General features: G+C 72.1%; 15 protein-coding genes. 4 read left to right on the forward strand and 11 right to left on the reverse strand.

What is annotated here, in order from left to right:
• Positions 1-31: 31 nt before the first annotated feature.
• A complete protein-coding gene (gene gyrA / locus E2170_RS07345; protein WP_132999906.1) occupies positions 32-2,737 on the reverse strand; it encodes a DNA gyrase subunit A in 2,706 nt (901 codons plus the stop codon).
• Positions 2,738-3,021: 284 nt separating this feature from the next.
• Between gyrA and E2170_RS07350 the strand changes: the two genes are divergently transcribed.
• Positions 3,022-3,798, forward strand: coding sequence for a CPBP family intramembrane glutamic endopeptidase (locus E2170_RS07350; RefSeq protein ID WP_132999907.1), 777 nt, complete (start codon positions 3,022-3,024; stop codon positions 3,796-3,798).
• Positions 3,799-3,807: 9 nt separating this feature from the next.
• Here the strand turns inward: E2170_RS07350 and mtnA are convergent, their stop codons facing one another.
• The 7 genes from mtnA to E2170_RS07385 all read right to left on the reverse strand — a co-directional run bounded on the left by mtnA (position 3,808) and on the right by E2170_RS07385 (position 17,406).
• Positions 3,808-4,878: an S-methyl-5-thioribose-1-phosphate isomerase gene (gene mtnA / locus E2170_RS07355; protein ID WP_132999908.1), complete on the reverse strand. Its 1,071-nt coding sequence runs from the start codon at positions 4,876-4,878 to the stop codon at positions 3,808-3,810.
• Between the two features lie 64 nt (positions 4,879-4,942).
• Complete coding sequence (epmA, locus tag E2170_RS07360; RefSeq protein ID WP_132999909.1) at positions 4,943-5,944, reverse strand: EF-P lysine aminoacylase EpmA; 1,002 nt, start codon at positions 5,942-5,944, stop codon at positions 4,943-4,945.
• On the reverse strand, positions 5,941-8,289 hold the full coding sequence (ligA, locus tag E2170_RS07365) for an NAD-dependent DNA ligase LigA (protein ID WP_132999910.1): 2,349 nt from the start codon (positions 8,287-8,289) through the stop codon (positions 5,941-5,943). Before ligA ends, epmA begins: the two co-directional genes overlap by 4 nt.
• Positions 8,290-8,325: 36 nt before the next feature.
• Positions 8,326-9,087: a cell division protein ZipA gene (gene zipA / locus E2170_RS07370; protein ID WP_132999911.1), complete on the reverse strand. Its 762-nt coding sequence runs from the start codon at positions 9,085-9,087 to the stop codon at positions 8,326-8,328.
• 31 nt (positions 9,088-9,118) lie between these two features.
• Entirely contained in the window at positions 9,119-12,622 is a 3,504-nt protein-coding gene (gene smc, locus E2170_RS07375; protein WP_132999912.1) for a chromosome segregation protein SMC, read from the reverse strand.
• 144 nt (positions 12,623-12,766) lie between these two features.
• Positions 12,767-14,995, reverse strand: coding sequence for an LVIVD repeat-containing protein (locus E2170_RS07380; protein ID WP_165942189.1), 2,229 nt, complete (start codon positions 14,993-14,995; stop codon positions 12,767-12,769).
• Positions 14,996-15,099: 104 nt separating this feature from the next.
• Positions 15,100-17,406: a winged helix-turn-helix domain-containing protein gene (locus E2170_RS07385; RefSeq protein ID WP_165942190.1), complete on the reverse strand. Its 2,307-nt coding sequence runs from the start codon at positions 17,404-17,406 to the stop codon at positions 15,100-15,102.
• A gap of 182 nt (positions 17,407-17,588) precedes the next feature.
• On the opposite strand from E2170_RS07385, the gene E2170_RS07390 reads away from it, so the two are divergent.
• Positions 17,589-18,551: a DNA ligase gene (locus tag E2170_RS07390; RefSeq protein WP_243708082.1), complete on the forward strand. Its 963-nt coding sequence runs from the start codon at positions 17,589-17,591 to the stop codon at positions 18,549-18,551.
• 41 nt (positions 18,552-18,592) lie between these two features.
• Here E2170_RS07390 and E2170_RS07395 read toward each other — a convergent pair whose 3' ends face one another.
• Entirely contained in the window at positions 18,593-19,681 is a 1,089-nt protein-coding gene (locus E2170_RS07395; RefSeq protein WP_132999916.1) for an ABC transporter ATP-binding protein, read from the reverse strand.
• A gap of 112 nt (positions 19,682-19,793) precedes the next feature.
• Between E2170_RS07395 and E2170_RS07400 the strand changes: the two genes are divergently transcribed.
• Positions 19,794-21,173: a GH1 family beta-glucosidase gene (locus E2170_RS07400; RefSeq protein ID WP_132999917.1), complete on the forward strand. Its 1,380-nt coding sequence runs from the start codon at positions 19,794-19,796 to the stop codon at positions 21,171-21,173.
• A gap of 20 nt (positions 21,174-21,193) precedes the next feature.
• Positions 21,194-21,943, forward strand: a complete 750-nt coding sequence (pgl, locus tag E2170_RS07405; protein ID WP_132999918.1) for a 6-phosphogluconolactonase — start codon at positions 21,194-21,196, stop codon at positions 21,941-21,943.
• Here pgl and E2170_RS07410 read toward each other — a convergent pair.
• Positions 21,903-22,661: a hypothetical protein gene (locus E2170_RS07410; RefSeq protein WP_132999919.1), complete on the reverse strand. Its 759-nt coding sequence runs from the start codon at positions 22,659-22,661 to the stop codon at positions 21,903-21,905. The two genes, pgl and E2170_RS07410, sit on opposite strands and share 41 nt — an antisense overlap.
• A 4-nt stretch (positions 22,662-22,665) precedes the next feature.
• Positions 22,666-25,779: a discoidin domain-containing protein gene (locus tag E2170_RS07415; RefSeq protein ID WP_425477842.1), complete on the reverse strand. Its 3,114-nt coding sequence runs from the start codon at positions 25,777-25,779 to the stop codon at positions 22,666-22,668.
• Positions 25,780-25,789: the final 10 nt, after the last annotated feature.

Here is a 25,789-nt window from a genome sequence, read left to right on the forward strand (position 1 = left end):
GGCGTCAATGGACGCCGGCCGCATGCCGGGCTCAGTCGGTCGTGGCTTCGCCCGGAGCGGCGTCGCCATTGGCGGCGGAGTCCGCGCCATCGTCCTGGCCTTCGCCCTCGTCACCGTTGCCGATCGAACCGTCGACGCGCTCGATCGCCTGCAGTCGCTCGCCTTCGCCCAGCCGGATCAGGGTCACGCCCTGGGTGTTGCGGCTCACCACCGAGACCTCGGCGGCGCGGGTCCGCACCAGGGTGCCGCCGTCGGAGATCAGCAGCACCTCGTCCTCGCGGCTGAGCAGCACTGCGGCCACCAGGGCGCCGTTGCGCTCGGTGGTCTGGATGCCGATCACGCCCTGGGTGCCGCGGCCCTTGCGCGGGTACTCCGCCAGGCGCGTGCGCTTGCCGTAGCCGTTGGCGGTGGCGGTCAGGACGTAGGCGTCCGGTTCGCCGTCGCGTTCGCCCTGCTCGACGCCCTCGGCGGACGCGGGCATGGCCTCGTCGTCGCCCTCGAACTCCTCGGCGCTGGCGGCGGGTTCGGCCACGATCAGGCTGACCACCGATTCGCCGCTGGCCAGGCGGATGCCGCGCACGCCGGTCGCCGTGCGGCCCATGGCGCGCACCGCCGACTCGTCGAAGCGCACGGCCTTGCCGTTGCTGGCGAAGAGCATGATGTCGCGGCTGCCGTCGGTCAGCTCGGCGCCGACCAGGGCATCGCCCTCTTCCAGGTTGATCGCGATCTTGCCGCGCGCCAGGCGATAGGCGAATTCGGTCAGCGGGGTTTTCTTGACCGTGCCGCGGCGGGTGGCGAAGAACACGTACTGGTCCTCGCGGTACTCGCGCACCGGTTGCACGGCCTGGACCTTCTCGCCCTCCTCCAGCGGCATCCAGTTCACCAGCGGGCGGCCGCGCGCGTTGGCGCCGGCTTCGGGCAACTGGTGCACCGGCAGCCAGAACACGCGGCCACGACTGGTGAAGGCCAGCAGCGTGTCGTGCGTATTGACCAGCCACAGGTGCGCGATGAAGTCCTCGTCGCGGGTGGCGGCGGCATTACGCCCGCGGCCGCCGCGCTTCTGCGCGCGGTAGGCGCTGACCGGCTGGCGCTTGGCGTAGCCGGCCTGGGACACGGTCACCACCACGTCCTCGGGCTCGATCAGGTCGAGGATGTCGAGGTCTTCCTCGCTGGCCCGGATCTCGCTGCGGCGCGCGTCGCCGAACTCGTCCTTTACGTTGCGCAGCTCGGTGCGGATCACCTCCAGCAGCACTTCGGGATCCTCCAGGATCTCGATCAGGCCGCGGATGGTGTCCAGCAGCAGCTTGTATTCCTCGGTCAGCTTCTCCTGCTCCAGGCCAGTCAGGCGGTGCAGGCGCATTTCCAGGATCTGCTGGGCCTGGACTTCGGTGAGCTGGTAGCCGTCGGCGAGCAGGCCGACGCCCGCGGGCAGGTCTTCGGGGCGCGAGGCCTCGGCGCCGGCCGCGCCCAGCAGCGCGCCGACCAGGCCCGGCTGCCAGGTGCGCGCGAGCATGCGCTCCTTGGCTTCCTGCGGGTTCTCGGAGGTCTTGATCAGCTCGATCATCTCGTCGATGTTGGCGAGAGCGACCGTCAGGCCTTCCAGGATGTGGGCGCGGTTGCGCGCCTTGCGCAGCTCGAAGATCGTCCTGCGCGTGACCACCTCGCGGCGGTGGCGCACGAAGGCTTCCAGGAAGTCCTTGAGGTTCAGCAGCTTCGGGCGGCCGTCGACCAGGGCCACCATGTTGATGCCGAACACCGACTCCATCTGGGTCTGCTGGTAGAGGTTGTTCAGCACCACCTCGGCGGAGTCGCCGCGCTTGACCTCGATGTAGATGCGCATGCCGTCCTTGTCGGACTCGTCGCGCAGCTCGCTGATGCCCTCGAGCTTCTTCTCCTTCACCAGCTCGGCGATCTTCTCGATCATCCGCGCCTTGTTCACCTGGTAGGGGATCTCGGTGACGATGATCGACTCGCGGCCGTTGTCCGCGATCTCGATGTCGGCCTTCGCGCGCATGCGCACGCGGCCGCGGCCGGTGCGGTAGCCGAGGTGGATGCCGCCGACGCCGTTGATGATGCCGCCGGTGGGGAAATCCGGGCCCGGGATGTATTCCATCAGGCCATCGATGTCGATGTCGGGGTTGTCGATCAGCGCGATCAGCGCATCGACCACCTCGCCCAGGTTGTGCGGCGGGATGTTGGTGGCCATGCCGACCGCGATGCCGGCGGAACCATTGACCAGCAGGTTCGGGAACCGGGTCGGCATGACCGTCGGCTCCAGTTCCTTCTCGTCGTAATTGGGCTGGAAATCGACGGTTTCCTTGTCGATGTCGGCCATCAGCTCGTGGCTGAGGCGCGACATGCGCGCCTCGGTGTAACGCATGGCCGCCGCGGAGTCGCCGTCGATGGAGCCGAAGTTGCCCTGGCCGTCGACCAGCATGTAGCGCAGCGAGAACGGCTGCGCCATGCGGACCAGCGTGTCGTACACCGACTGGTCGCCGTGCGGATGGTACTTACCGATCACGTCACCGACGATGCGCGCCGACTTGTAATAGGGCTTGTTGCTGTGCGCGCCGAGCTCGTTCATCGCGAACAGGACGCGACGGTGCACCGGCTTGAGTCCGTCGCGGACGTCGGGGAGCGCGCGCCCCACGATCACGCTCATGGCGTAATCGAGGTAGCTGCGGCGCATCTCGTCCTCGAGGTTGACCGGGATGATTTCCTTGGCGAGCTCGGCCATTGCGACCCTTTCGAAGTGGTTCGGGACACTGCTCCGGCACGCTGCGCGCGCACCTCGGCAGAACCCGGGGATTCTATCACAAACAGCCGTTGATTTCCCGCCCGTTTCCGCAGGAAATCAATGGTTTGCGCGATGTCGGAACCTCGAACAAACGGGCCGCGCGGGGCCAGCACGCGCAGCCATGGCCAGCGGCCGGTCACCAGCGGATCCATGACGCCTGCCGCTACGAATCCGCAGCCGCCTCCAGCACAATCGAGCCATCCCCGACCTCACGGAGCCACCGCATGTCCTGGAGCACGCTTGCCCTGCGCCTGGCCATCGCCATGGCCGCCCTCTTCGGCATCTGGCGCGGCACCCTCCTGCTCTTCGGCGCCGCCCACAACCCGGCGACGCACCTCCTGCAGGGCGCCCTCATCTCCGCCGCGGTGCTTGCCGTGGTCGCACTGCTGCTCCGCTGCGACCGGCTGCGCTGGAGCGACGCCGGGCACCACGCCTTCGTCGCCAACCTCCGCGCCTTCCTCCTCGGCGCAACGCTCTGGTTGCTGCCGGCGCTGGCCGGTGCCGCGGTCTGCGTCCTGCTGGGATGGAGTTCGATCAGCCTGCTTTCATCGCCCGGCGCGATGCTGACGGCGATCCCGCCGCTGGTGCTCGGGGTATTCCTGCTCGAGGCCTTTCCGGAAGAGCTGGCGCTGCGCGGCTATGTGCAGGGCCTGGTCGCGCGCCGGGCCGCGCAGTGGATCGCCCTGCTGCTGCAGGCGGCGCTGTTCACCGGCTTCGCGTGGACCGTCGGAGCGCTCGACTCCGCGCAGCAGTGGATGTTCATCCCCTGCCTCGGGCTGATCCTGGGCTACGTACGCGCACTGACCGGCAATGTCTGGGCCTGCATGGGCGTGCACACGGCCTGGATGACGACGGCCCAGCTGCTGTCGGCGCACCTGGCGGTGGACGGCCTGCAGGCACTGCAATTCCTGGCCTTCGCGCTGCTGCCCTCGGCCACGATCGGCGCAATGCTCGGCGTGCTGCATCCGGACTTCAGATGGCAGCGGGCGGCGCTGGCCTGAACCGCGATCTCAGCCGCCGAACAGCACCCGCATCGACGCGGCATCCGGATGCTCGACGATGCCCTTCTCGGTCACGATCGCGTCGATCAGTCCCGCCGGCGTGACATCGAACACCGGGTTCCAGGCCTGCACGCCCTCGGCCACCGTGCGGCTGCCGCCACTGGCCAGCAGCTCGGCGGGATCGCGCTCCTCGATCTCGATCAGCTCGCCCGAGGCGGTGCCCATGTCGACCGTCGACGACGGCGCCACGACCATGAACCTCACACCGTGGTGGCGCGCGGCGATGGCCAGCTGGTAGGTGCCGATCTTGTTGGCCACGTCGCCGTTGGCGCAGATGCGGTCGGCGCCGACCACCACCCACTGGACCTTGCCGCCCTTCATCAGGTGCGAGGCGGCAGCGTCGGCGATCAGGGTGGTGTCGATGCCGTCTTCCTGCAGCTCCCACACGGTGAGCCGGGCGCCCTGGTTCCAGGGCCGGGTCTCGCCGGCGTAGACGCGGTCGACGCGGCCCTGCGCCACGCCCGCGCGGATCACACCCAGCGCGGTGCCGAAGCCGGCGGTGGCCAGCGAGCCGGTATTGCAGTGGGTCAGCACGCCGCTGCCCGCTTCGATCAGCGAAGCGCCGAGCACGCCCATGGCGTGGTTGGCGGCAAGATCCTCGGTTTCGATCGCGCGCGCCTCGGCCTCGAGCGCGGCGCGCCAGTCGCTGCCCTCGCCCGCCTGCGCACGCAGCAGCGCCGCACGCATCCGTGCCAGCGCCCAGGCCAGGTTCACGGCGGTGGGGCGCGCGGCGTTGAGGCGCTGCAGCGCCGGCTCGATCAGTCCGGCGGCCTGCGCCGCATCCTCGGCATCGATGTCACGCGCGGCCAGCACCGCACCCCAGGCCGCGGCGATGCCGATGGCCGGGGCGCCACGCACCGCGAGCGCGTGGATCGCCCCGGCGACGGCGTCGCTGTCGCTGCAGGTGACGTACTCGGTGGCGAAGGGCAGCTTGCGCTGGTCCAGCAGTTCGAGCGCGTCGCCTGTCCAGCGGATGGGGCGGACGCGGTCGTAGCGGGCGTAGTCGATGGTGTCGGTCATGCGTCGATTCCAGGCAGGGCGGGATGGGGGTCCATGCGGGAGGCTGCCGGCGCCTGCGATGGGTTCAGGCGCGGTCGAAGTCGTAGGCGAGCACATCGGCGATCGCGCCGGTGCCGAGCATCGCCATCAGCAGGCGGTCGATGCCGAGCGCGACCCCGGCACAATCCGGCATGCCGGCGGCGAGCGCGTCCAGCAGCGCTTCGTCGATCGGAGGCAGGACGCTGGCACGCCCGCGGCGCAGCGCGTGGTCGCGCTGGAAGCGAGCGCGCTGCTCGGCGGCATCGGTCAGCTCGTGGTAGCCGTTGGCCAGCTCCAGCGGACCGAGGTAGAGCTCGAAGCGCTCGGCCACGTCGATGTCGCCGCGGCGCGCCAGCTTCGCCAGTGCGCACTGGGTGGCGGGATAGTCGCGCATCGCCAGCAGCTGGTCCGGCGGGAAGGCCGGCTGGATGCGGTGGGTCATCAGCAGGTCCAGCCAGTCGTCGCGGGTCAGGCCTTCGGGATCGATGTCTCCGGCGAAGGCGGCCTGCAGCTCGGCGATGGGCGCGGTGTGCGGATCGAGGCCCAGGGCCTCGCGGTAGACCTCGCGGTAGCTGGCCTTGCGCAGCGTCGCGTCGCGGCCGACCATGGCCAGCGCGGCACGCACCAGCTCCGCGGTCTCGTCGACCAGCGGTTCCAGCGTCCAATCGACGCGGTACCACTCGAGCATGGTGAATTCGGGGTTGTGGCGGCCGCCGGCCTCGCCGTCGCGGAAGACGCGACCCAGTTCATAGCAGTCGCCGATGCCTTCGGCGAGCAGGCGCTTCATCGGGTACTCGGCCGAGGTGCGCAGCCAGCGCGTGCGCGGCGCGCCCTCGCAGCGGCCGCCGAACTCGACCGTGAAGGAGGCGATGTTGGGCTCGGTGTTGCCGGCGCGCGACATCACCGGAGTCTCGACCTCGAGCACGCCGCGGGCGTCGAAGAAGTCGCGCACCAGGCGGTTGAGGCGCGCGCGGAGCCGCAGCGCCGCCAAGCGGCCAGCAGCCTGGCCCCTGGCGCCCTGTCCCGCGCCTTCGCGCGCGGCGGTCACGACTGCGCCTCGAGAAAAGCCAGCAGCCGCGCCTCGTCCCAGACTTCGATGCCGAGTTCGGTGGCCTTCGCGAGCTTGGAGCCGGCCTCGGCACCTGCGACCAGGAAGCCGGTCTTCTTCGACACGCTGCCGGAGACCTTGGCGCCCAGGGCTTCGAGCTTCGCCTTCGCCTCGTCGCGGCCCATCGATTCCAGGGTGCCGGTGATGACCACGGTGACGCCGTCGAGCGGCCCCGCGGCGGCCTCGCCTTCGGGCAGCGCGGCCAGCAGTTCGGCCTGCATCGTCGCAGCGGCCAGCAGCAGGCGCGCGTTGGCGTCGTCCGACAGCCATCCGGCGATCGACGCGGCAGCTTCGTCCGGCAGCCCCGCGATCACGAAGTTGTGGGGCTCCTGGTCGAGCAGGGTCGCGGCGTCGGGAAAGGCGTCCGCCAGCTGCTTCGCGCGCAGCGGCGTCAGCTTCGGGATGCCGAGGTCGGCCAGCAACTGCGCCAGCGTCAGTCCTTCCCGGAGCTTCGGCGACGGCGGATGCGCATCGGTGATGCGCACGCCTGCAGCCAGCAGCGCGTCGATCACCGCCTGGTTGCCCGGCTGGTCGAGGAAGTGGCCCAGCGCCCGCGCCACCTCGTCGCCGATGTCGGGCACGCGCTTGAACAGCGGCCAGGGCGCGCGACGGATGCGGTCGAGGTCGCCGAACCACGCCGCCAGCGCCTTGGCCGTGCTTTCGCCCACGTGCTCGATGCCGAGCGCGAACAGGAAGCGCTCGAGCGTGGCCTCGCGGCTGCGCTCGATCGCCGCCACCAGGTTCTCCGCCCATTTCGTCGCGACCTTGCCGGCCTTGACCGTTTCCGGCGTAGTGCCGTCGCGTTCGTCGGCGCGGCGCTTCATCTCGACGAAGTCGTCCACGCCCAGCCGGTACAGGTCGGCGATGCTCTGCACCTGGCCGAAATCGACCAGGGCCTGGATCAGGCGCTCGCCCAGGCCCTCGATGTCCATGGCGCGGCGCGAGGCGAAGTGGAACAGGCCCTGCACGCGCTGCGCCGGGCAGACCAGTTCGCCGCTGCAGCGCGCCACCACCTCGCCGGCCTCGCGCACGATCTCGGAGCCGCAGGCCGGGCAGCGCTCCGGCATCCGCCACGGCGTGGTGCCTTCGGGGCGGCGTTCGGGGATCACCCGCACCACCTCCGGGATCACGTCGCCGGCGCGGCGCACGATGACCGAGTCCCCCACGCGCACGTCCAGACGCGCGACCTGGTCGGCGTTGTGCAGGGTGGCGCGGGTGACGGTCACGCCGCCCACGTGCACCGGCTGCATCAGCACCCACGGGGTCACGGCACCGGTGCGGCCGACGTTGACCTCGATCGACTCGACGACCGTGGCCTCTTCCTGCGCCGGGAACTTGTGCGCGATCGCCCAGCGCGGCGCGCGCGAGACGAAGCCGAGGTCGGCCTGCAGCTCGTGGCTGTCGAGCTTGTAGACCACGCCGTCGATGTCGTAGGGCAGCGCGTCGCGGGCGGCGCCGATGCGGCGGTAGTAATCGAGCACGCCGTCGAGGCCGGTCGCGCATTCCACCAGCGGCGACACCGGCAGGCCCAGGCTGCGCAGCCAGGCCAGCGCCTCGGAATGCGTCGCGGGCAGGCGCGCGCCCACGACTTCGCCCAGCGAATAGGCGAAGAAGGCCAGCGGCCGCTTCGCGGTGACCGCGGGATCGAGCTGGCGCAGCGAGCCGGCCGCGCCGTTGCGCGGGTTGGCCATGGGCTTGGCGCCGTGCGCCAGCGCCCAGGCGTTGTACGCCTCGAAGCCCGCGCGCGGCATGTAGACCTCGCCGCGGACCTCGAGCACCGCGGGCACGCCGGCGCCGTCGGGGTCGCGCAGGCGCAGCGGGATCGCCTTCACCGTGCGCAGGTTGGCGGTGACGTCTTCGCCGGTGGCGCCGTCGCCGCGGGTCGCGCCGCGCACGAACAGGCCGTCCTCGTAGCGCAGGCTGATCGCCAGGCCGTCGAACTTGGGCTCGACCGAGAACACCGGCGCGTCCTCGCCGGTCTCGCGCACGATGCGGGCGACGAACTCGGCGACCTCTTCGTCGCTGAAGGCGTTGCCCAGCGACAGCATCGGCACCGCGTGCTGCACGGCGGCGAACTTGCCCGAGGGCGCGTCGCCCACGCGCAGCGTCGGCGAATCCGGGGTCAACAGGGACGGATCGGCGGCTTCCAGCGCCGCGAGCTCGCGCAGCAGCCGGTCGTACTCGGCGTCCGGGATCGCCGGCTCGTCGAGCACGTGGTAGCGGTGGTTGGCGTCGTCGATCAGGCGGCGCAGTTCGGCGGCGCGCTGCGGGGCGGTCTGGGGCATCGGTGGATTGTAGGGCCAGCTCCCGCGGGAGCTGGCTTACCAGCTCGGGCTGCGGGTGATCGGTACGTCGCGCTCGCGGTCGTAGGTGCGCAGCTCTTCGCGCAGGTGGGCGATGCGCTGGCGGCCGAGCGCATTGCGGTGCTCGTCGAGCAGCACGCCCTCGAGCAGGTCGGCCATGCGCTCGGCGGTGGGCAGCATCGCGTCCCAGGCCTCGAGCGCCGGCACCGGCGCCGGCAGGGTCAGGAAGAAGGCGATCGCCGGGGTTTCCAGCGACTGGATTTCGGCCATGTCGAAGCTGCCCGGCTTGCGGATGTTGGCCACGCTGAACACCGGGCCGCGCTCGGGATGGCCGTTGACCAGGCGGTGGAATACGTTGAGGTGGCCGTAGGTCAGGCCGGCCTTCTCGGCGGCGACCACGATGTCGGGGCCGCGCAGCACGTTGCCGGCGCGCGCGGCGATGTACAGGGTCACGATCTTGTCGAACTCGTCGCTGACGCGCTGCCCGTACTGGCTGACGGTGGCGCCGGCGGTGCCGCCCACGGCGCCGTCGAGCAGCTCCATCTCCGCCTGCACGGCCTCTTCGCCGGCAGACTCACCGCCCTCGCCTTCGCCCAGTTCGCGCTCGAGCTGCGCGCCCAGGGTGGGCTCCATGCGCTCCTCGCGCGCGGGCGACGCCGACTTCGCCGGCACGCGGCGGCCCTGCGGGCTGCGCGGGCGGGTGCCGAAATACCAGATGGCCGCGAACAGCAGCGCGCCCACGACCAGGATTCCGATCCGCAGCAGCCAGGTGTCGCTCATCGTGCTCTCCGTCTGAAAGGGTTCGCAGGGTTCAGGCGGCGCCGGCCAGGCGCGCGGCTTCCGCAAGGTCGACCGACACCAGCCGGCTCACGCCGGGCTCGCGCATGGTAACGCCCGAAAGCTGCTTCGCGGCCTCCATCGTCGCCTTGTTGTGGGTGACGAACAGGAACTGCACCTTCTCGCTCATCTCGGTGACCATCGCGCTGAAGCGGCCGACGTTGGCCTCGTCCAGCGGCGCGTCGACCTCGTCGAGCAGGCAGAACGGCGCGGGATTGAGCTGGAAGATCGCGAACACCAGCGCCACCGCGGTCATCGCCTTCTCGCCGCCCGACAGCAGCGAGATGTTGGACACGCGCTTGCCCGGCGGGCGCGCCATGATCGCGACGCCGGTGTCGAGCAGGTCCTCGCCGGTGAGCTCCAGGTAGGCGTGGCCGCCGCCGAACAGGCGCGGATAGATCTCCTGCACGCCGGAGTTGACCCGGTCGAAGGTGTCCTTGAAGCGGCCGCGGGTCTCGCGGTCGATCTTGCGGATGGCGTCTTCCAGGGTCTCCAACGCGGCGTTGAGGTCGGCGTCCTGGCTGTCCAGGTACTCCTTGCGCTGCGCGGCCTCGGCATGTTCCTGGATCGCGGCCAGGTTGACCGGCTCCAGCCGGCGCAGCTTGGCGTCGAAGTCGGTGACCATGCGGCCCCAGGCCTCGGCGTTCGCGTCCTCCGCCAGGCCGGCGACGACCTCGTCCAGCACGAAGCCGGCCTCGGTGATGCCCGTGGTGAGCTGCTCGGCATGGATCGCCAGCGCCTGCTGATCGAGGCGGCGCTGGGCGATGGCCTCGCGCTGGGCCAGCGCCTGCTCGTCGCGCTGGTGGCGCACCTGCTCGTGCTCGCGCAGGCCGGCGTCGACGCCGTCGAGCGCGCTGCGCGCCTGCGCCAGCACCTGTTCGGCGCGCACGCGTTCGGCGAGCGCGGCCTGGCGCTGTTCTTCCAGCGCGTCCACCGGGCTGTCGCCCGAGGCCAGCTGGGTGCTGATCTCGCCCAGGCGGCTGTCGAGCTGGCCGCGCTGGCTGCCCATGCGCTGCAGGGCCTGGCGCAGGGCGGTGGCCTGGGTGCGCTGGGTCTCCAGCTGCAGCGCCAGCGCGTGCGCCTGCTCGCGCGATTCGCGGGCGGCGGCGCGGGCCTCGTCGCGCGCCGTGGCGAAGCGCGCGCGCTCGGCTTCCAGCGCCCGGCGCGACTCCTCCAGCTCGGCCATGCGCGCCACGGCCTCCTCCAGCCGGCCGCGCGACTCGCGCGCCTGCTCGCCGCTGCCGGTGATGGATTCGCGCAACTGCGCGAGCTCGGCGTCGATGCGTTCGATGCGGTTGCGGGCGGCATCCAGGCGGCCCTGCTGGCCCTGCAGGCGGCCGGCCAACTCCGACACGCTGCGGTGGGCGTGGTAGAGCTGGCGCTGCGCGTCCTCGCGCGCCTGCTCGGCCGCCAGCAGGCGCTCGCGGCCGTTGGCCAGCGCTTCTTCCAGTTCACCCTCGCGCGCCTGCAGCTGCTCGATCCACTCGCGCAGGCCCTGGATCTCGCGCTCGCGCAGCAGCGCGCCCTGGCGCGCGGCACCGGAGCGCAGCACCCGCAGCCAGCCGGCGCCCAGGCGCTCGCCGTCGCGGGTGATGACGGAATCGCCGGGCGCGAGCCGCGCCTGCAGTTCGCGCGCCTCGGCCAGGGAGTCGGCCACGTGCAGGCGCGACAGCAGGCGGCGGATCGCCAGCGGACCGCGCACGCGCTCGGCCAGCGAGGTCGGTGCGAAACCGGCCTCGCCGCGCTCGGACGACACCAGCGCGATGCGCCCCTCGCCGAGATCGGCCAGCGCCTCCACCAGCGTCTCCGGGCTGTCGACCAGCACGCCTTCGATCATCTGCCCGAGCGCGCCCTCGACCGCGTTCTCCCAGCCGGCCTCGACCTCCAGCGCCTCGCCGACGCGGGTCGCCGAATCCAGGCCGCGCTGGCGCAGCCAGGCCATCGCCGCGCCCTGCTCCTGGCCGAGCGCCGCGTGCTGCAGCGTCTCCAGCGAGGACAGGCGGCCGCGGGCCTCCTGCGCCTGCTTGCGGACGTCGGAGATCTCCTGCTGCGCGGCGCGCTGCTGGTCCTGCAGGTCGAGCGCGGCCTGCTTGCGCGCCTCCAGGCCTTCGTTGAGCCCGTCCAGCGCCAGCTTCTGCGTCTCGTGCTCCTCGGCGACGCCGGCGAAGGCCTCGGACAGCGCCTCCAGGTCCAGTCCCGAGCGCTCGGCCCCCAGCGCCTCGCGGCGACGGTCGGCTTCCAGCGACTGGCGGTCGAGGTAATCCACGCGGGTGCGCTCGACGTCGGCCGCGCGCGCGGCTTCGCCGGCCTCGCGGCTGTGCGCGTCCCAGCGCTCCTGCCAGTCGGCCAGCGCGGCCTCGGCCTCGCGCAGCGCGTCCTGGCGGGTCTCGTCGCTTTCGCGCAGGGCCTCCAGCGCGGGCTCGGCCTCGCCGATCGACTCCTCCAGGATCGCCAGCCGCTCCTCGTCGCTGCCGATGTCGCGGGCGAGTTCGGCGATGGCCTCCTCGGCCTCCTCGCGGGCACGCAGCAGGCGCTGCGAGAGCTCGCGCTGGTGGGCGATCTGCTGCTCGATGCGGGCCAGGGTGCCGCCGACCTCGTAGCCGGCGGCCTGGGCGCGGCTGAGCGCGTCCATGGCTTCCTCGCGCTTCACCCGGCCCTCTTCCAGGGCACGCTCGGCCTCGCGCTGCTCGGCGATCAGCTGCTGCAGGCGGGTTTCTTCCTGCGCAAGCCCCTCGCGCAGCCGCGACAGCTTCGTATCCAGTGCGCGGTACTCCAGCGCCTTCCACTCGGCGTCGCGCACCCGGCGCTCTTCCTGGATGGCGGTGTACTGCTCGGCCTGACGCGCCTGGCGCGCGAGGTGGGTGAGCTGCTTGCCGACCTCCTCGCGCAGGTCGTTGAGGCGGTCCAGGTTCTCGCGGGTGTGGCGGATGCGGGTCTCGGTTTCCTTGCGGCGCTCCTTGTACTTGGAGATGCCGGCGGCCTCCTCCAGGTACACGCGCAGCTCCTCGGGCCGCGCTTCGATGATCTGGCTGATCATGCCCTGCTCGATGATCGAGTAGCTGCGCGGCCCCAGGCCGGTGCCCAGGAACAGGTCGGTGATGTCGCGGCGGCGGCACTTGGCGCCGTTGAGGTAGTAGCTGCTCTGGCCGTCGCGCGAGACCAGGCGCTTGACCGAGATCTCGTTGAAGGCCGCGAACTCGCCGCTGACGGTGTGGTCGCTGTTGTCGAAGATCAGCTCCACCGTCGCCTGCGACACCGGCTTGCGCGCAGTCGAGCCGGAGAAGATCACGTCGGTCAGCGAATCGCCGCGCAGGCGGCTGGCCGAGCTCTCGCCCATCACCCAGCGCACGGCGTCGATGATGTTCGACTTGCCGCAGCCGTTGGGGCCGACCACGCCGGTCATGTTGGTCGGCAGGTGCAGGGTGGTCGGGTCGACGAAGGACTTGAATCCGGAGAGCTTGATCGTGGACAGGCGCATGCGGCGGTCGGTGGCCTCGGCGGCGCACGGGCGGGCCGTGGCGGCGGTCGGTGAACGGAGGATTGCAGCGGGAATGCGGCCCGGAGGCCGCAATCGCCGCAGTATAGCGGCACCCGGCGGGGCCGGATGCCGCCCTCCGCGTCCCTAGAACACCGCGTGCAGGCTGACCCCGCTGAAGTCTTCCAGGCCGGTGGCGCGGATGTAGTGCAGGCCCGGCTCGGGGCTCTGGATGCGCAGGCCCCGCCCGTCCGCCGAGCCGTCCGCGACGCCGTCCTCCGGCACCGCCTGGTACCGCGATTCCAGGCGCAGCTGGCCGCTGCCCCCGGCCGTGAGCACCGTCAGGTTGCGCACGCCGGCCGGCACCCGGACCGCGAACAGGAACGCGTCGCCCTCGTCGCCGGACAGGCCGGTGACCGCCTCCCGGGAGCGCAGCAGGCGCGCATCCGGGCCGAGCACGTGCACGCCGGTGGTCCCGCCCAGGGCCAGCAGGCGCTGCTCCTCGGTGGCCAGCAGGCGCTGCGGCGCGGTGCCGCCCAGCGGCGTCAGCCTGCGCAGCACGGGGCTGGTGGGATCGCTGACATCGAGCTCGTGCAGGCCCGCGGAATCCGCGAACCAGGCCAGTTCGCCCGACTGGGCCACGCGGGTGTAGTCGCCGCCGTCGCCCGCGGTGGCGTAGTGGCCGATCACCTCCGGCGCCCCCGGTTCGGCGATGTCGATGATGCGCACGCCGTCCTTGCAGGCCAGGTAGGCCAGCGCCATGGCGTCGTCCACGGCCAGGTCGAAGCCCGAACCGCAGCCGTCGTCGACATGGGCCAGCCGCTGCGGCGCGCCGTTGCCCGATACGTCGTAGACCACCATGCCACCGCGGTCCGGGGCATTCGTCGTGGCGCCGTGCGCCAGGTACAGGTAGCCGCCGCCGGCATGCAGGCGGTAGGGCCGGTTGGCAAGCGTGATCTGCGCGCCCATGACCGGGGCCGCGGGGTTGCTGATGTCCACCGTGGCCAGGCCGCCGCCGTTGGTCCAGCGGCCCACCCAGGCGCGCTGGCCGTCCACGGCGATGGTCGAGGCGAACTTGTACTCCAGCTGGCCGACCTCCTTCGGCCCGCCCTGGGCCGCCAGGTCCACGGCCACCAGGCCGTAGCCCCAGGCCGCCAGCCAGGCGGTGTCGCCGGACAGCGCCATGCCTTCGAAGCTGCGGGCCTCCAGCAGCTTCGGCAGGTCGGCCTCCACCCGCGCCAGCGGGGCCAGCGAATCGGGATCGTTGACCGTCAGGCCGTAGTTCGCCTGCAGCAGCACCGGCATGCCGTCGTGGATCGCCGCATCCACGGCGTAGGTGCCGCCGGGGAGCCAGCCGGTCGCGACCAGCTGCGGATCGTCGGGCCGGCTGACATCGAGCGCGTGCATCAGGTCGGTGCGGGTCTGCAGCAGCAGACCCTGCCCGTCCAGCGGCACCGCGTGCCGCCCGCCGAAGCCGTCGATCTTCGACTGCCCCACCGCCGCGGGCGCATCGGGATCGGCCACGTTCCAGATGCCCATGCCGGCGCCGTGGCCGAAGCTGTACACATGGTCGCCCAGGCGGGCGCCGGAACTCGCCGGCGGAATCTGGATCACGCCGCGCGTGGCCATGCCGGCGGCCACGTCGAAGACCGTCAGGTCGTTGCCGATGCCGATCGAGGTTTCGGGACCGCTGATGATGCGGAAGGTGTCGAGGCCGTTCAGGCTGCGGCTGGACAGCAGCGCGGGGGCCCCGGGCTCGGACACGTCATAAAGGGCGTAGACGCTGTTGCCCATGAAGTTCCGGCCCCGTGCATGGAGGGTGTCGCCGTGGACCGACAGGTCGTTGAACAGCGCCGGCAGGCTCGCGATGCCGCTGGAGGTGAACGCCGGCGCCTCCGGATCGTCGAGGCTGCCCACCAGCAGGCCATGGCCGTCGTCGAACAGGTAGAGGTGGCCGTTGGCCGCGGTCAGGCCGAGGGCGCGCAGGGTGCGGTCGCTTTCGATGTAGTCCCCGTCGCTGACCAGGCGCGGTGCCCTGGGATCGGCCAGCGACCAGGTGGCGATGCCGCTGCGGCCGTTGTAGGCGCGCCAGCTGGCATAGAGGTGGTCGCCCACGCGCACGAGGCCGTTGATGGGGCCGCCGACGGCGTCGGAGGTCTCCAGCCGCAGCGGGCGTTCGGGCCGGGCGTAGTCCCACGTGGCGATGACCCGCCCGGTCGGGACATAGGCGAGCGCGCCGGAGACCACGGGCGCGGCGACCACTTCGCCGCCCCGCAGCAGGTTCAGCGTGAGTGGTTCGGCGGCCTGGGCGCCCGCGCCCAGGCCGCAGGCGAGCGCCGCTGCAAGGGCACCACGGAAAAGCAGGTTCGACTTCACGTACGGATCCTCGTCTTGCTGGGGTGTGTTCCCCGACCTTCGGATCCGCTCTGTCCCCGCGACACTCCAGATGCATGACTGTTGCATGACGATCACGCTTGCAATCAATCACTTGCGTCGGATTCGTGATCGCCGTCGGCCGCGGCGGCCACCCGCGCCTGCAGCCCGGCCAGGGCCGGGACCGCGGGCGACCAGACGGCCACGCGCCCGGCCAGGGCGGCCGCCTCCGCTTGCCGCCCCTCCCGCAGCAACCAGTCGGCATACGCCAGCACCACCTCGGCGATATCCGCCGGAACGCCTTCGCGCTCGGCCAGCGACAGCGCATCGGCGAAGGCGGCGTCGACCTCGGCGGCCGGGCGCCCGGCCTGGCGCAGGCGCAGCGCCCGCCGCAGCCGATCGGGCACGAAGGTCCCGAGGTCGGCGTCCGCCGCCGCGCGCAGCGGCCGGTCGAGGCGCAGCGCGGCCTGCTCGCGGCGCAGCAGCAGCCAGGCCCGCGCTTCGGGCTGGACGCCGGCCGGAACCTCGGCCAGGGCCCGGTCGGCCACGGCCAGGGCTTCGTCCGGCCGGTCGCGGGCGAGCGCGAGCGCGGCGTCGCCCACCGCCGCCTCCAGCCGCGGTGTCAGCCCCGGACCCGGCGGGCCACGGACCTCCGCCAGGGCGGCCGCCTCTTCGAGCCGCCCGGCGAGCCGCAGGGCTCCGCTCCGCGCCTGCACCAGCGCCGCCGCCTGCGCCGGATCGGCCACGCGATCGCGCAGTGCCAGGGCACGTTCCCCCGCCGCCAGCGCCTGCCCGACGCGAAGCAGCCGGAGTTCCGCGCCGGTGCGGGCGACCAGCACCGTGGCCAGCTCGTTCACCGCCCCCATGGCCGAGAACGCCTGCTCGGCTTCATCCAGGAAAGGCAGGGCCTGCGCCGGCCGGCCGCGGTCGGCCTCCAGGATGCCCAGGTTGGCGTCGATCCGGGCCACGGCCAGGGCGTCGCCGGTGCGCTGCAACGCCACCCGGGCACGGCCGAAGTCGGCCAGCGCGGGGTCGAAGCGCCCGTTCATGGCGTGCACCACGGCGCGACCGCTGAGTGCTTGCCCCAGTTCGGCAGGATGCTCCGCGGCCTCGGCGGCGGCGGCATCGTAGGTGGCCTCGGCCTCGTCCAGCCGCTCCAGCCGGACCAGCATCGCGCCGCGCGCATTGAGCACCTGGGCGCGGAACACCGGCTCGGACGCGGCATCCGCGTCCAGCAACCGGTCCAGGCGCGCCAGCCCGCGCTCGTGGTCGCCGGCGCGGAAGTCCACCCGCGCCAGCTGGTACTGCAGCCTCGGCTGCGCACGCTGCAGCTCCGGCGCAGCCAGCAGGATGGCGCGCGCGGCGTCGATCTCATCGGCCAGCATCGCGGCGCGGGCGCGCTGCAGCCGCTCGGCCAGGCCGGGGGCGTCGGTGCCGTCCGGCGCGGTCCCGCCCAGGCGGGGCGCAAGCCGGTCGGCCGCCAGCCTCGCGGCTTCGAGCAGGTCGTCGGCCGCGCCGGTCGCGGCGTGGACCACGCCCCCGCCATCGCGCGCCGCCAGGCGCACGCGCCAGGAAGCGCCCTCGCGCACGGCCTCGCTTTCCAGCAGCCAGCCGCGCCCCAGGGTCCCCCGGAACAGCTCCGGCCTGTCCACCACCCCGCGCGCGTGCGCGGCCAGGGCCGACTCGCTGGACAGGACCGCCAGCCCGCCGCGCCGCAGGCGGTCGCCGAGGTAGTCCATGAGGCCCAGGCGCACCCAGGCGACGTCCTCGCCGCCGTCCACGCGGGTGGGCAGGACCAGCAGCGCGTCCTGGCCGGCGACGGCACCCGCGTCGGCCGCCGCGGCATCGGGCGCGTCGGTCGGCAGATGCTGGCGTGCGCTCCACCACGCCGCAGCCGCGACGAGCAGGATGAGCACCAGGGCCGCGATGGCGATGGCGGCGCGCTTTCCCGGCCACGAGGGCCGTACGCCATCGGGCCAGGGTTCCGCGAGCCGCGACGGCGGCGCGGCCGGCGACAGCGTCCCGGCTGGCGGCAATGGCGGACCGATTGGCATCGACGCAGGGGCGACCTCGCCCGGCAGCGCGGCTTCACCATCCTCGTCCACCTCCACCGGCGCCACCCAGCGGAAGCCGTAGCGCGGCACCGTGCGCACCGTGTGCTGGGCCTGGCCGTCATCGCCGACCGCGCGCCGGGTGCGCACCATCACCTGGCCCAGCTGGGCATCGGACACGTCGGCACGACGGAACACCGCCTCGACCAGCTCGTCGCGCGGCACCGCGCGGTCGCGATGCTCGATCAGGCACAGCAGGCATTCGAACACCCGCGCCTGCAGCGCCACCGGCACACCGTCGCGCAGCAGTTCGCGCGTGGCCGTGTCCAGCTGATAGCGCCCGAAACGATAGCGGGGGGTCATGGCTTCAATCGCATCTGCACGGGCCGATGATCGCCGATCCGCTGCGATCACGCCGGAACTCCCGCCACGTTCCGGCGATCGGACGCGGAACATGCCGACGCCCGACCGGCCGCGGCCCCGATACGCGCCATCCCTGTGCCGCGCGAGGCTGGCTCGTCTTTCCGGAACGTGGGACGAGAGCCATGACCAGGCGTCCAGCCATCGCGGCAGGCGTGCTCCGCCGCAGCACACTTGCATGCGCCTGCGCGTCCGCGCTGGCATTCCTGTCATCAGCCGCCTGCGCGCAGCCGGCGGGGCTGATGCATGCCGCGCCGATGGCCGTCGATGCGGTCGGCGTGCCCCACCCCATCGAGGAGTACTGGATCAGCGAGAAGCTCGACGGCGTGCGCGGCCGCTGGGACGGGCGGCGCCTGTGGACGCGAGGCGGCCTGCCTGTGGACGCGCCGGCCTGGTTCACCGCGGGCTGGCCGGCGCTTCCCATGGACGGCGAACTCTGGATGGGCCGCGGCCGCTTCGAGGCCACCAGCAGCATGGTGCGCAATCCGCCGGCCGACGACGCGGCCTGGCGCGGGATGCGCTTCGTGGTCTTCGACCTGCCCGCGCATGGCGGCCGCTTCGGGGAGCGGGTGGAAGCCATGCGTGCGCTCGCGGGCCCGGATGCCTCGCCCTGGCTCCGGCCCGTGGCGCAGTCACGGGTCTCCGACCATGCCCAGCTGCATGCTCGCCTGACGGCAGTGTTCGCGGTCGGCGGCGAAGGCCTGATGCTCCACCACCGCGACGCGCACTACTTCGCCGGCCGCAACCCCGGACTGCTCAAACTGAAGCCCCACGATGACGCCGAAGCCCGCGTGGTCGCGCACATCCCAGGCCGCGGCAAATACGCCGGACAGGTCGGCGCCCTGCTGGTGGAGCGTGACGATGGCGCCCGCTTCCGTCTCGGCAGCGGCCTGAGCGACGCCGACCGCGCCGCACCGCCGCCGCCCGGCAGCCTGGTCACCTACCGCTACAACGGCCTGACCGTGAACGGGTTGCCGCGTTTTCCGCGCTACCTGCGGCTGCGGGAGTCCGCGTCCGACCAGCAGCCTCTTGCCGTGCGCCTTGGCGAGCCGACGCAGCAAGCGTGTACTGCGAGCAGGTGTCCATGAAACCTTGGGCGATCAACGGGGCTGAACGAACACTCCACACCCTAGGATTCCAGTCGTCGTCCGTCCTGGACATCGAACATATGGAGTCGATTCACCGCAGCGCGCATCATCAACACTTCCCCGACCCGGGGAATGTCGCCAGGCGGAAGTCGGGCCACCAGCGGAAATCCGCTCACGCGCAGGTTGACAAAGACCTCACTCCCGACGGGCTCGACCACCTCGACCGGCGCATCGAAAGCCCCCGCCTGGTCGGAGTCGGCACGCAGCAGATGCTCCGGCCTGAGCCCGAGCGCCAGCTCGCGCCCGTCCCACGAATCCGGAACCCCCAACCCCGGCAGCGGCAGGCGCAGCCCGCCCTCGCCGACGAGCGCCGGGCCATCGGCCAACACCAGCCGCCCGCGCAGCACGTTCATCGCCGGGCTGCCGAGGAAGGTCGCCACGAACAGGTTCGCCGGGCGCTCGTACAACGCCATCGGCGTATCGATCTGCTGGATGCGGCCGCCGTCGAGCACCACGATGCGCTGGCCCAGCGTCATCGCCTCCACCTGGTCGTGGGTGACATAGACCATGGTGGTGCCGAGGCTGCGGTGCAGGCGCGCGATCTCCACCCGCATCGCCGCGCGCAGGCGGGCATCGAGGTTGGACAGCGGCTCGTCGAGCAGGAAGACCTGCGGCTGCCGCACCAGCGCCCGGCCCAGGGCCACGCGCTGGCGCTGGCCGCCGGACAGCGCCGCGGGCTTGCGCTGCAGCATGTCCTCCAGCCCCAGCGTCTTCGCCGCCCCGTCCACGCGCGCGGCGATCGCGGCCTTGTCCATGCCGCGCAGCTTCAGGCCGAAGGCCAGGTTGCCGGCCACGGTCATGTGCGGGTACAGGGCGTAGTTCTGGAACACCATGGCGATGTCGCGGTCGCGCGGGGCGACGTCGTTGACCACGCGCCCGCCGATCGACAGGCTGCCGCCGTCCACGGCCTCCAGGCCGGCGATCATCCGCAGCAGGGTGGACTTGCCGCAGCCCGAGGGCCCGACCAGCACCAGCAGTTCGCCGTCGCCGGCCTCGAAGCTGGCGTCGTGGACGGCCACGAAGCCGTCGGGATAGACCTTGCGGACGTTTTCGAGCCGGACCTGCGCCATCGCCACTCCCGGGTTTTCCCCGTCATGCGCCGGCGGGGGCTGTGCGTTATCCTCGCAATGTAACCGTTTCCAGCGCATTCCTGCGCGCGGCGCAGCCCGGAGCCCCTCGCCCATGTCCGATCCCACCGCTCACGCGCGGGACCTCGTTTTCCCCGACGGCTTCCTCTGGGGCGCCGCCACCGCCGCCCACCAGATCGAGGGCTCGCCGATGGCCGATGGCGCCGGCCCCAGCATCTGGACGCGCTTCGCGCACACGCCGGGCATGACGCTCAACGGCGACACCGGCGACATCGCCTGCGACCACTACCGCCGCTGGAAGCAGGACGTAGCGCTGATGCGCGAGCTGGGGCTGACCGCCTACCGCTTCAGCGTGTCCTGGTCGCGCATCCACCCCGAGGGCACCGGGCGCGTCAACCAGGCGGGCCTGGACTTCTATTCGCGCCTGGTCGACGAACTGCTGGAGAACGGCATCGAGCCGCTGGCCACGCTCTACCACTGGGACCTGCCGGCGGCGCTCGACGACCGCGGCGGTTGGCTCAACCGCGACTGCGCCGACTGGTTCGCCGAGTACGGCAGCACGCTCTACCGCGCGCTCGACGGCCGGGTGAAGAAGTGGGCCACGATCAACGAGCCCTGGGTGGTGACCGACGGCGGCTACCTGCACGGCGCGCTTGCACCGGGGCACCGCAGCCGCTTCGAGGCGCCGATCGCCGCGCACAACCTGATGCGCGCGCATGGCGCCGCGGTGCAGGCCTACCGCGCCGAGGGCAGGCACGAGATCGGCCTGGTGGTGAACATCGAGCCCAAGTACCCGGCCAGCGATTCGGCCGAGGACGCCGCCGCGGTGCGCCGCGCGCATGCCTACATGAACGAGCAGTTCCTGCATCCCGCCCTGCTCGGCCACTACCCGCCGGAACTGAAGGAGATCTTCGGCGAGGCCTGGCCGGAATGGCCGGCGGAAGATTTCGAACTGATCCGGCAGCCGCTGGATTTCGTCGGCATCAACTATTACACCCGCAGCGTCACCGCCGCCGGCGACAGCTACCCGCTGAAGACCGCCGTGGTGCGCCAGCCGCAGGGCACCTACACCGAGACCGGCTGGGAAGTGTTCCCGCAGGGCCTGACCGATCTCCTGGTCTGGTTCAAGGACACCTACGGCGCGCTGCCGGTCTACATCACCGAGAACGGCGCCGCCTTCTTCGACCCGCCGGTTGCCGAGGGCGGCCGCGTGCGCGACCCGCTGCGCATCGACTACCTGCGCAAGCACCTCACCGCCATCCGCGACGCCATCGATGCGGGCGTGGACGTGCGCGGCTACATGGCCTGGTCGCTGCTCGACAATCTTGAATGGTCGCTTGGCTATTCGAAGCGCTTTGGTATCGTGCACGTGGACTACGGGACCCAGGAACGCACGCCGAAGGACAGTGCGCGCTGGTACTCCGGGATCATCGCAAGCAACGGACGCACGCTCTCCGACCCACTCCCCTACTGACAGAGGACTACGGCGCCGGCATGCATGACATCCAGTCGCAAACCGGCAGCCACGGCGGCATCACGCTCCGCGAAGGCGTCGAATTCCAGGCCTTCCAGGACAGCACCCAGTGGGCCTGGGCCGCCGCGGTCACCCTGTCCGCGGCGTTGCGACGCGCACTCGAAGCCGAATCGCGTGTGCGCCTGCTGTTGTCGGGCGGCCGCACGCCGGCCCCGGCCTATGCGGCGCTGGCCCGCGCGCCCCTGGACTGGGACCGGGTCGACGTGGCCCTGGTCGACGAACGCTGGCTGCTGCCCGACGATCCGGACGCCAATGCCCGGCTGGTGCGCGAGTCCCTGCTGGCCGAGAACGCCGCCGCCGCACGCTTCGAAGCCATCACCTGCCCCGGCCGCAGCTTCGAGGAAGCGGTGACCATCGCCAACATGCACGCAGCCCATGCGGCGAGCGTCGTGGTGCTGGGCATGGGCAAGGACGGTCACGTCGGCTCGCTGTACCCGGGCATGACCGGCCTTGCCGACGCCCTGGCCTCGCCCCGTCCCTATGTCGCCGTCGATGCCACCGGTTGCGCCGATGCAGGCCCCTGGACGCGGCGGATCAGCCTGACGCCCGCGGGCCTGGCGCCGGCGCAAGACCGGCTGCTGCTGATCCGCGGCGCGCGCAAGCGCGAACTGCTGGACCAGGTCCTGGCCGGCGACGATCCGATGGAGTTCCCGGTGCGGATCGCCTTCCTCACGCCCGGGGCGACGCTGCGGATCCTGTGGTGTCCGTGACCCGGTCGGACGGCGCGCCGCCCCGACCGTCCAGCAGGAATCGAAGGCGGTAGCCACCGCGCCACCACAGCCGCGCCTGCAGCAGGTACCACGACACCAGCAGCACGCCGAGCTGCCACTCCAGGGCGTTCTCGACGCGGTCCCGGGCATCCGCGTCGGCGACCAGCGCGGACGCGGCGACATTGCCCAGGCCAGGCACCAGCATCAGCGCGCACACCGCCAGCATCGCCGCGCGCAGGCGGGTCGGTGGCTCGCCGACGCCCCGGCCCATGCGCAGGAACAGCAGTTGGGCCAGGTAGCTGGCGCCGAAATAGACCACCACGCCGTAGCGGCGCATGAAGCGATAGGCCACGCCCTCGGTGCCAAGGAAGGTTGCGTACACCGCCAGCGCCACCGCCGCCGCGATGCCCAGGCCCAGCAGCCAGCCGCCTCCGCGCATCGCGCCGCGCAGCGACAGCCAGCGCACCGTCGTCCACCAGTGCAACGCCAGTAGCGCCGCGCAGGGCAGCACCATCAGGCGGAAGAGATGGTTGCCCAGACCGTGGCGCGCCGCGCGGCTGATCGAGGTGCACCCTTCGAGGTAGGGAATGCAGGCCGGCACGTGGCCGGCGCGAAGCGACAGCCACCAGGCCAGGTGCGCGGCGACGACCAGCAGCAGCGCAATGGCCAGTGGCAGCGGCCAGAGTGGAAGCCCGTCGTCGCGGCGCTGGCGATCCATGCCGTCACCCCGCGCCGGGGCGCGCGATCTCGACGCGAACGGGCGGCCGCTGGCGGATGCGGAGTTCGCCGTCGTCCCAGGCCGCGGGCTCGCCGTCGATCGTGGTCGCGCCGGGGGCTTCGGCCTCCCAGGGCCAGGGCAGGACCAGTCCACCGGACGGAAGCTCAAGCCCCTCTTCGACCTCCAGCACCAGCGCGCCCTCGCGCTGCCGCAGCGAGTACGACAGCGTGCCCTGCGGCGTCCGCAGCCCGCGCACGCCCACGCCCTGCCCGATCCAGTCCGCCGGCACGCCGGCCGCCAGCACGATGCTGTCGTCGGACTCGCGCACGTGGGCGAACATGTCCAGGGTGGAACGCACGAAGTCCGAAGCCACCCAGGCATGCGGCAAGTCACCGAGGAAGAACGGCACGCGCGGCGTCGGCGTCACCACCTCGGCCCACTGGTTCCAGGCCGGCGGCGCACGGTCGTCGAGGAACCAGCGCGCCGCCTCCCAGGCGCGCCCGCGCCAACCCAGGCGCACGAAGGCGCCGACGTTGCGCCATTCGTAGGGCGTGTAGGCGTCCCATTCGCGCAGCCCGTCGCGGCGCTCGGTGAACTCGCGCCAGTAGCGTTCGAAGGTGTTGCGCAGGCGGTCCGGCGGCAGGTTCTCGAGCTCTCCGCCCGGCGCCAGCGCGATCGTGGTCGAGGTGGCGTCGAAATCCCCAAGCTCGGCGGCGCCGGGCAGGTAGTCGATGCCGTGGCGCGCGGCCGCGGCGTCCAGCGAGGCCATCAGGTCGGCGCGGAAGCGGTCGCGCGAGGCGGCCATGCGCGCGGCGTCTTCCACCCTGCCCAGGGCCTCGGCCACCTGCACCGCGTCCTTGTAGCCACGCAGTGCCCAGAAGTTGTCCCAGTACGAGTGCATCGGCTTGGCCGAATAGCCTTCGTGGCTGATCGAGGCCGGCATCATTCCGTAGAACGCCGGATCCAGCGCGCGATTGGCCGCCGTGCGCTCGCTCAGCGCCAGCGATTCCATGTACTCGTACGCGGCCAGCACGTGCGGCCACATGCGTTCGAGGAAGGCGTCGTCACCGGTGTGGCGCCAGTACTCGGCGATGTTGAAGATCAGCTCGCCGTGGCTGTCGTTCTCCGGCACCGGATCGCTGCCGCGGTCGTCGACGCAGCACGGCACCTTGCCGTCGTCGAACTGGAACGGCGCGTACCAGTCCAGGTAGTCGCGCACCGCGTCGGCACGGCCCAGGCGCAGCAGGCCTTCGGAAATCATGGCGCCATCGCGGATCCAGCTGCGCGAGTAGGAACGCGTGCCCGGCTGCAGCCGCGGCCCCACGCGAGAGACCAGCATGTGCGCGAGCGCGGTGCGCAGGCTGTCGGCCAGGGCCTGGCCCTGCGGCGGCAGGTCCAGGCGGACCTGGTCGAGCTTGCCGCGCCACTGTGCCGCGGCCTGCAGCTGCAGCTCCTCCGCATCCCACCAGCGTCGCGCCGGGGCGCTGCCGCCGGTCATCGGCACCATCACCTCGACGCTTTCCACCTCGCCCGGCGCCAGGCGCGCGCGGTACACCAGCGCCGCCGAGGCGAGCCCAGTCGGATCACCGGCCACGCGCCTCGTCGCAGGCAGCCTGGCCGACGCCAGGTGCCGGACCACGTCGCCGGCGTCGAAGGCCGAGGCGAAGGACGCGTCGGGCACCTGCTTGGCGAACACCCGTGGCACGCCGGCCACCGACACCATGCCGCCGTCAACGGCGATGTCCTTGATCGCGCTGACGCCGCCGATGGTGTTGAGGAACTGCGCCGGCGGATTGACCTGCAATGGCCGCGCCGCAAGCGCGAGCTTCAGGTCCTGCCTGCGCCCGCTGGTGTTCGCCAGGCGGTAGCGCAGCACCAGCTGCGAAGCCTCCGGCGACCCGGTGGCGAAGGCGGTCACACGCAGCGAGAAATCGTCATGGCGCCAGTCCACGCTCGGGATCGGCAGGTAGCCGTCCTGCAGCGACTGCCGGGGATTCACGTCGGCCCAGGACACCAGGCGGCCGCCGGCGATCACGAAGGGCTCGATGCTGAAGCCGCCGCGCGCCACCTCGACCGCGCCGTCTTCGCCGATCAGCCCCTGTTGCAGGCCGCCGTCCAGGCCGACGATCGTCCAGTACGGCTGTTCGCCGCTGAAGCCGCGCGGCCAGTGGCCACGCGGCTGGTCGGCGGCCACGGCGCGCACGAAGTCGTTGGGATGCGCGCTGAACGCGAGCGGCTTGACCGTGGCTTCGGCCAGCGCGAACTCCGCGCCCGGCCCTGCCAGCAGGTCCAGCGCGACGTAGCGCGCCTCCGACTCCGGCAAGGCGATCCAGTCGCGGCCGCCGTCGCCGCCGTCCAGCTTTCGCACATCGCGCCAGGCCACGCCGTCGTCCGACAGCTGGATGCGGTAGCGCGAGGCCTGTGCGCCCGGCAGCCAGTCCAGCACCAGGCCGCCGAACTCGCGCACCCGCCCGAGGTCGAGCACCAGGCGCTGGCCGCCCTCGATCGCGGGCGCACGCCAGGCGCTGGCGGCGTCGCCGTCGACCGCGGCCGCGGCTTCGCCGGCGGTGGCCAGCGCCACCGCGGTCAGCGGGCCGTCGTCGGGCGGCGCCAGTTCGCTGAAGGACAACTCGTCGAAGCACACCGAGCCGCGGCCGCCGACGCGGTTGTAGACCACGAACTCCAGCTTCGCGCTCGCGCGCAGCGCCGGATCCGGGTCCGGGCCCCAGGCCCGGGCGATGTGCCGCGCCTTGTACTGCTGCGGCTTCCAGCGCGCCGGCGGCTCGACCGAGGTCCGGTTGACCCACCAGACGTTGTCGCCGCTGGCGTCGATGAGCTTGAACTGCAGGTCGTTGGCCGGCGCGTCACCGCGCAGCTGCAGGTCGAAGCGGTAGTTGCCTGGAAAGGCCAGCGGCAGCTCGCGCTGGATGCCGGCATGGCCGGAGACCCCGTTGAAGTCGTAGTCCATGCACAGCGCGCGGCCTTCGGCACCCTCGATGCCGCGGATCACCGCGTCGACCTGGTCGGAGGCGACCACGCGCCACAGCTTCGGGTCCGAAAAATCATCGAGCAGGCGCGTGGACAGCACCTCCTGCGCGGCCGCGGGCAGCGCGCACAGCGACGCCGCC

Source organism: Luteimonas arsenica (genome assembly GCF_004352825.1).
GTDB lineage: Bacteria > Pseudomonadota > Gammaproteobacteria > Xanthomonadales > Xanthomonadaceae > Luteimonas > Luteimonas arsenica.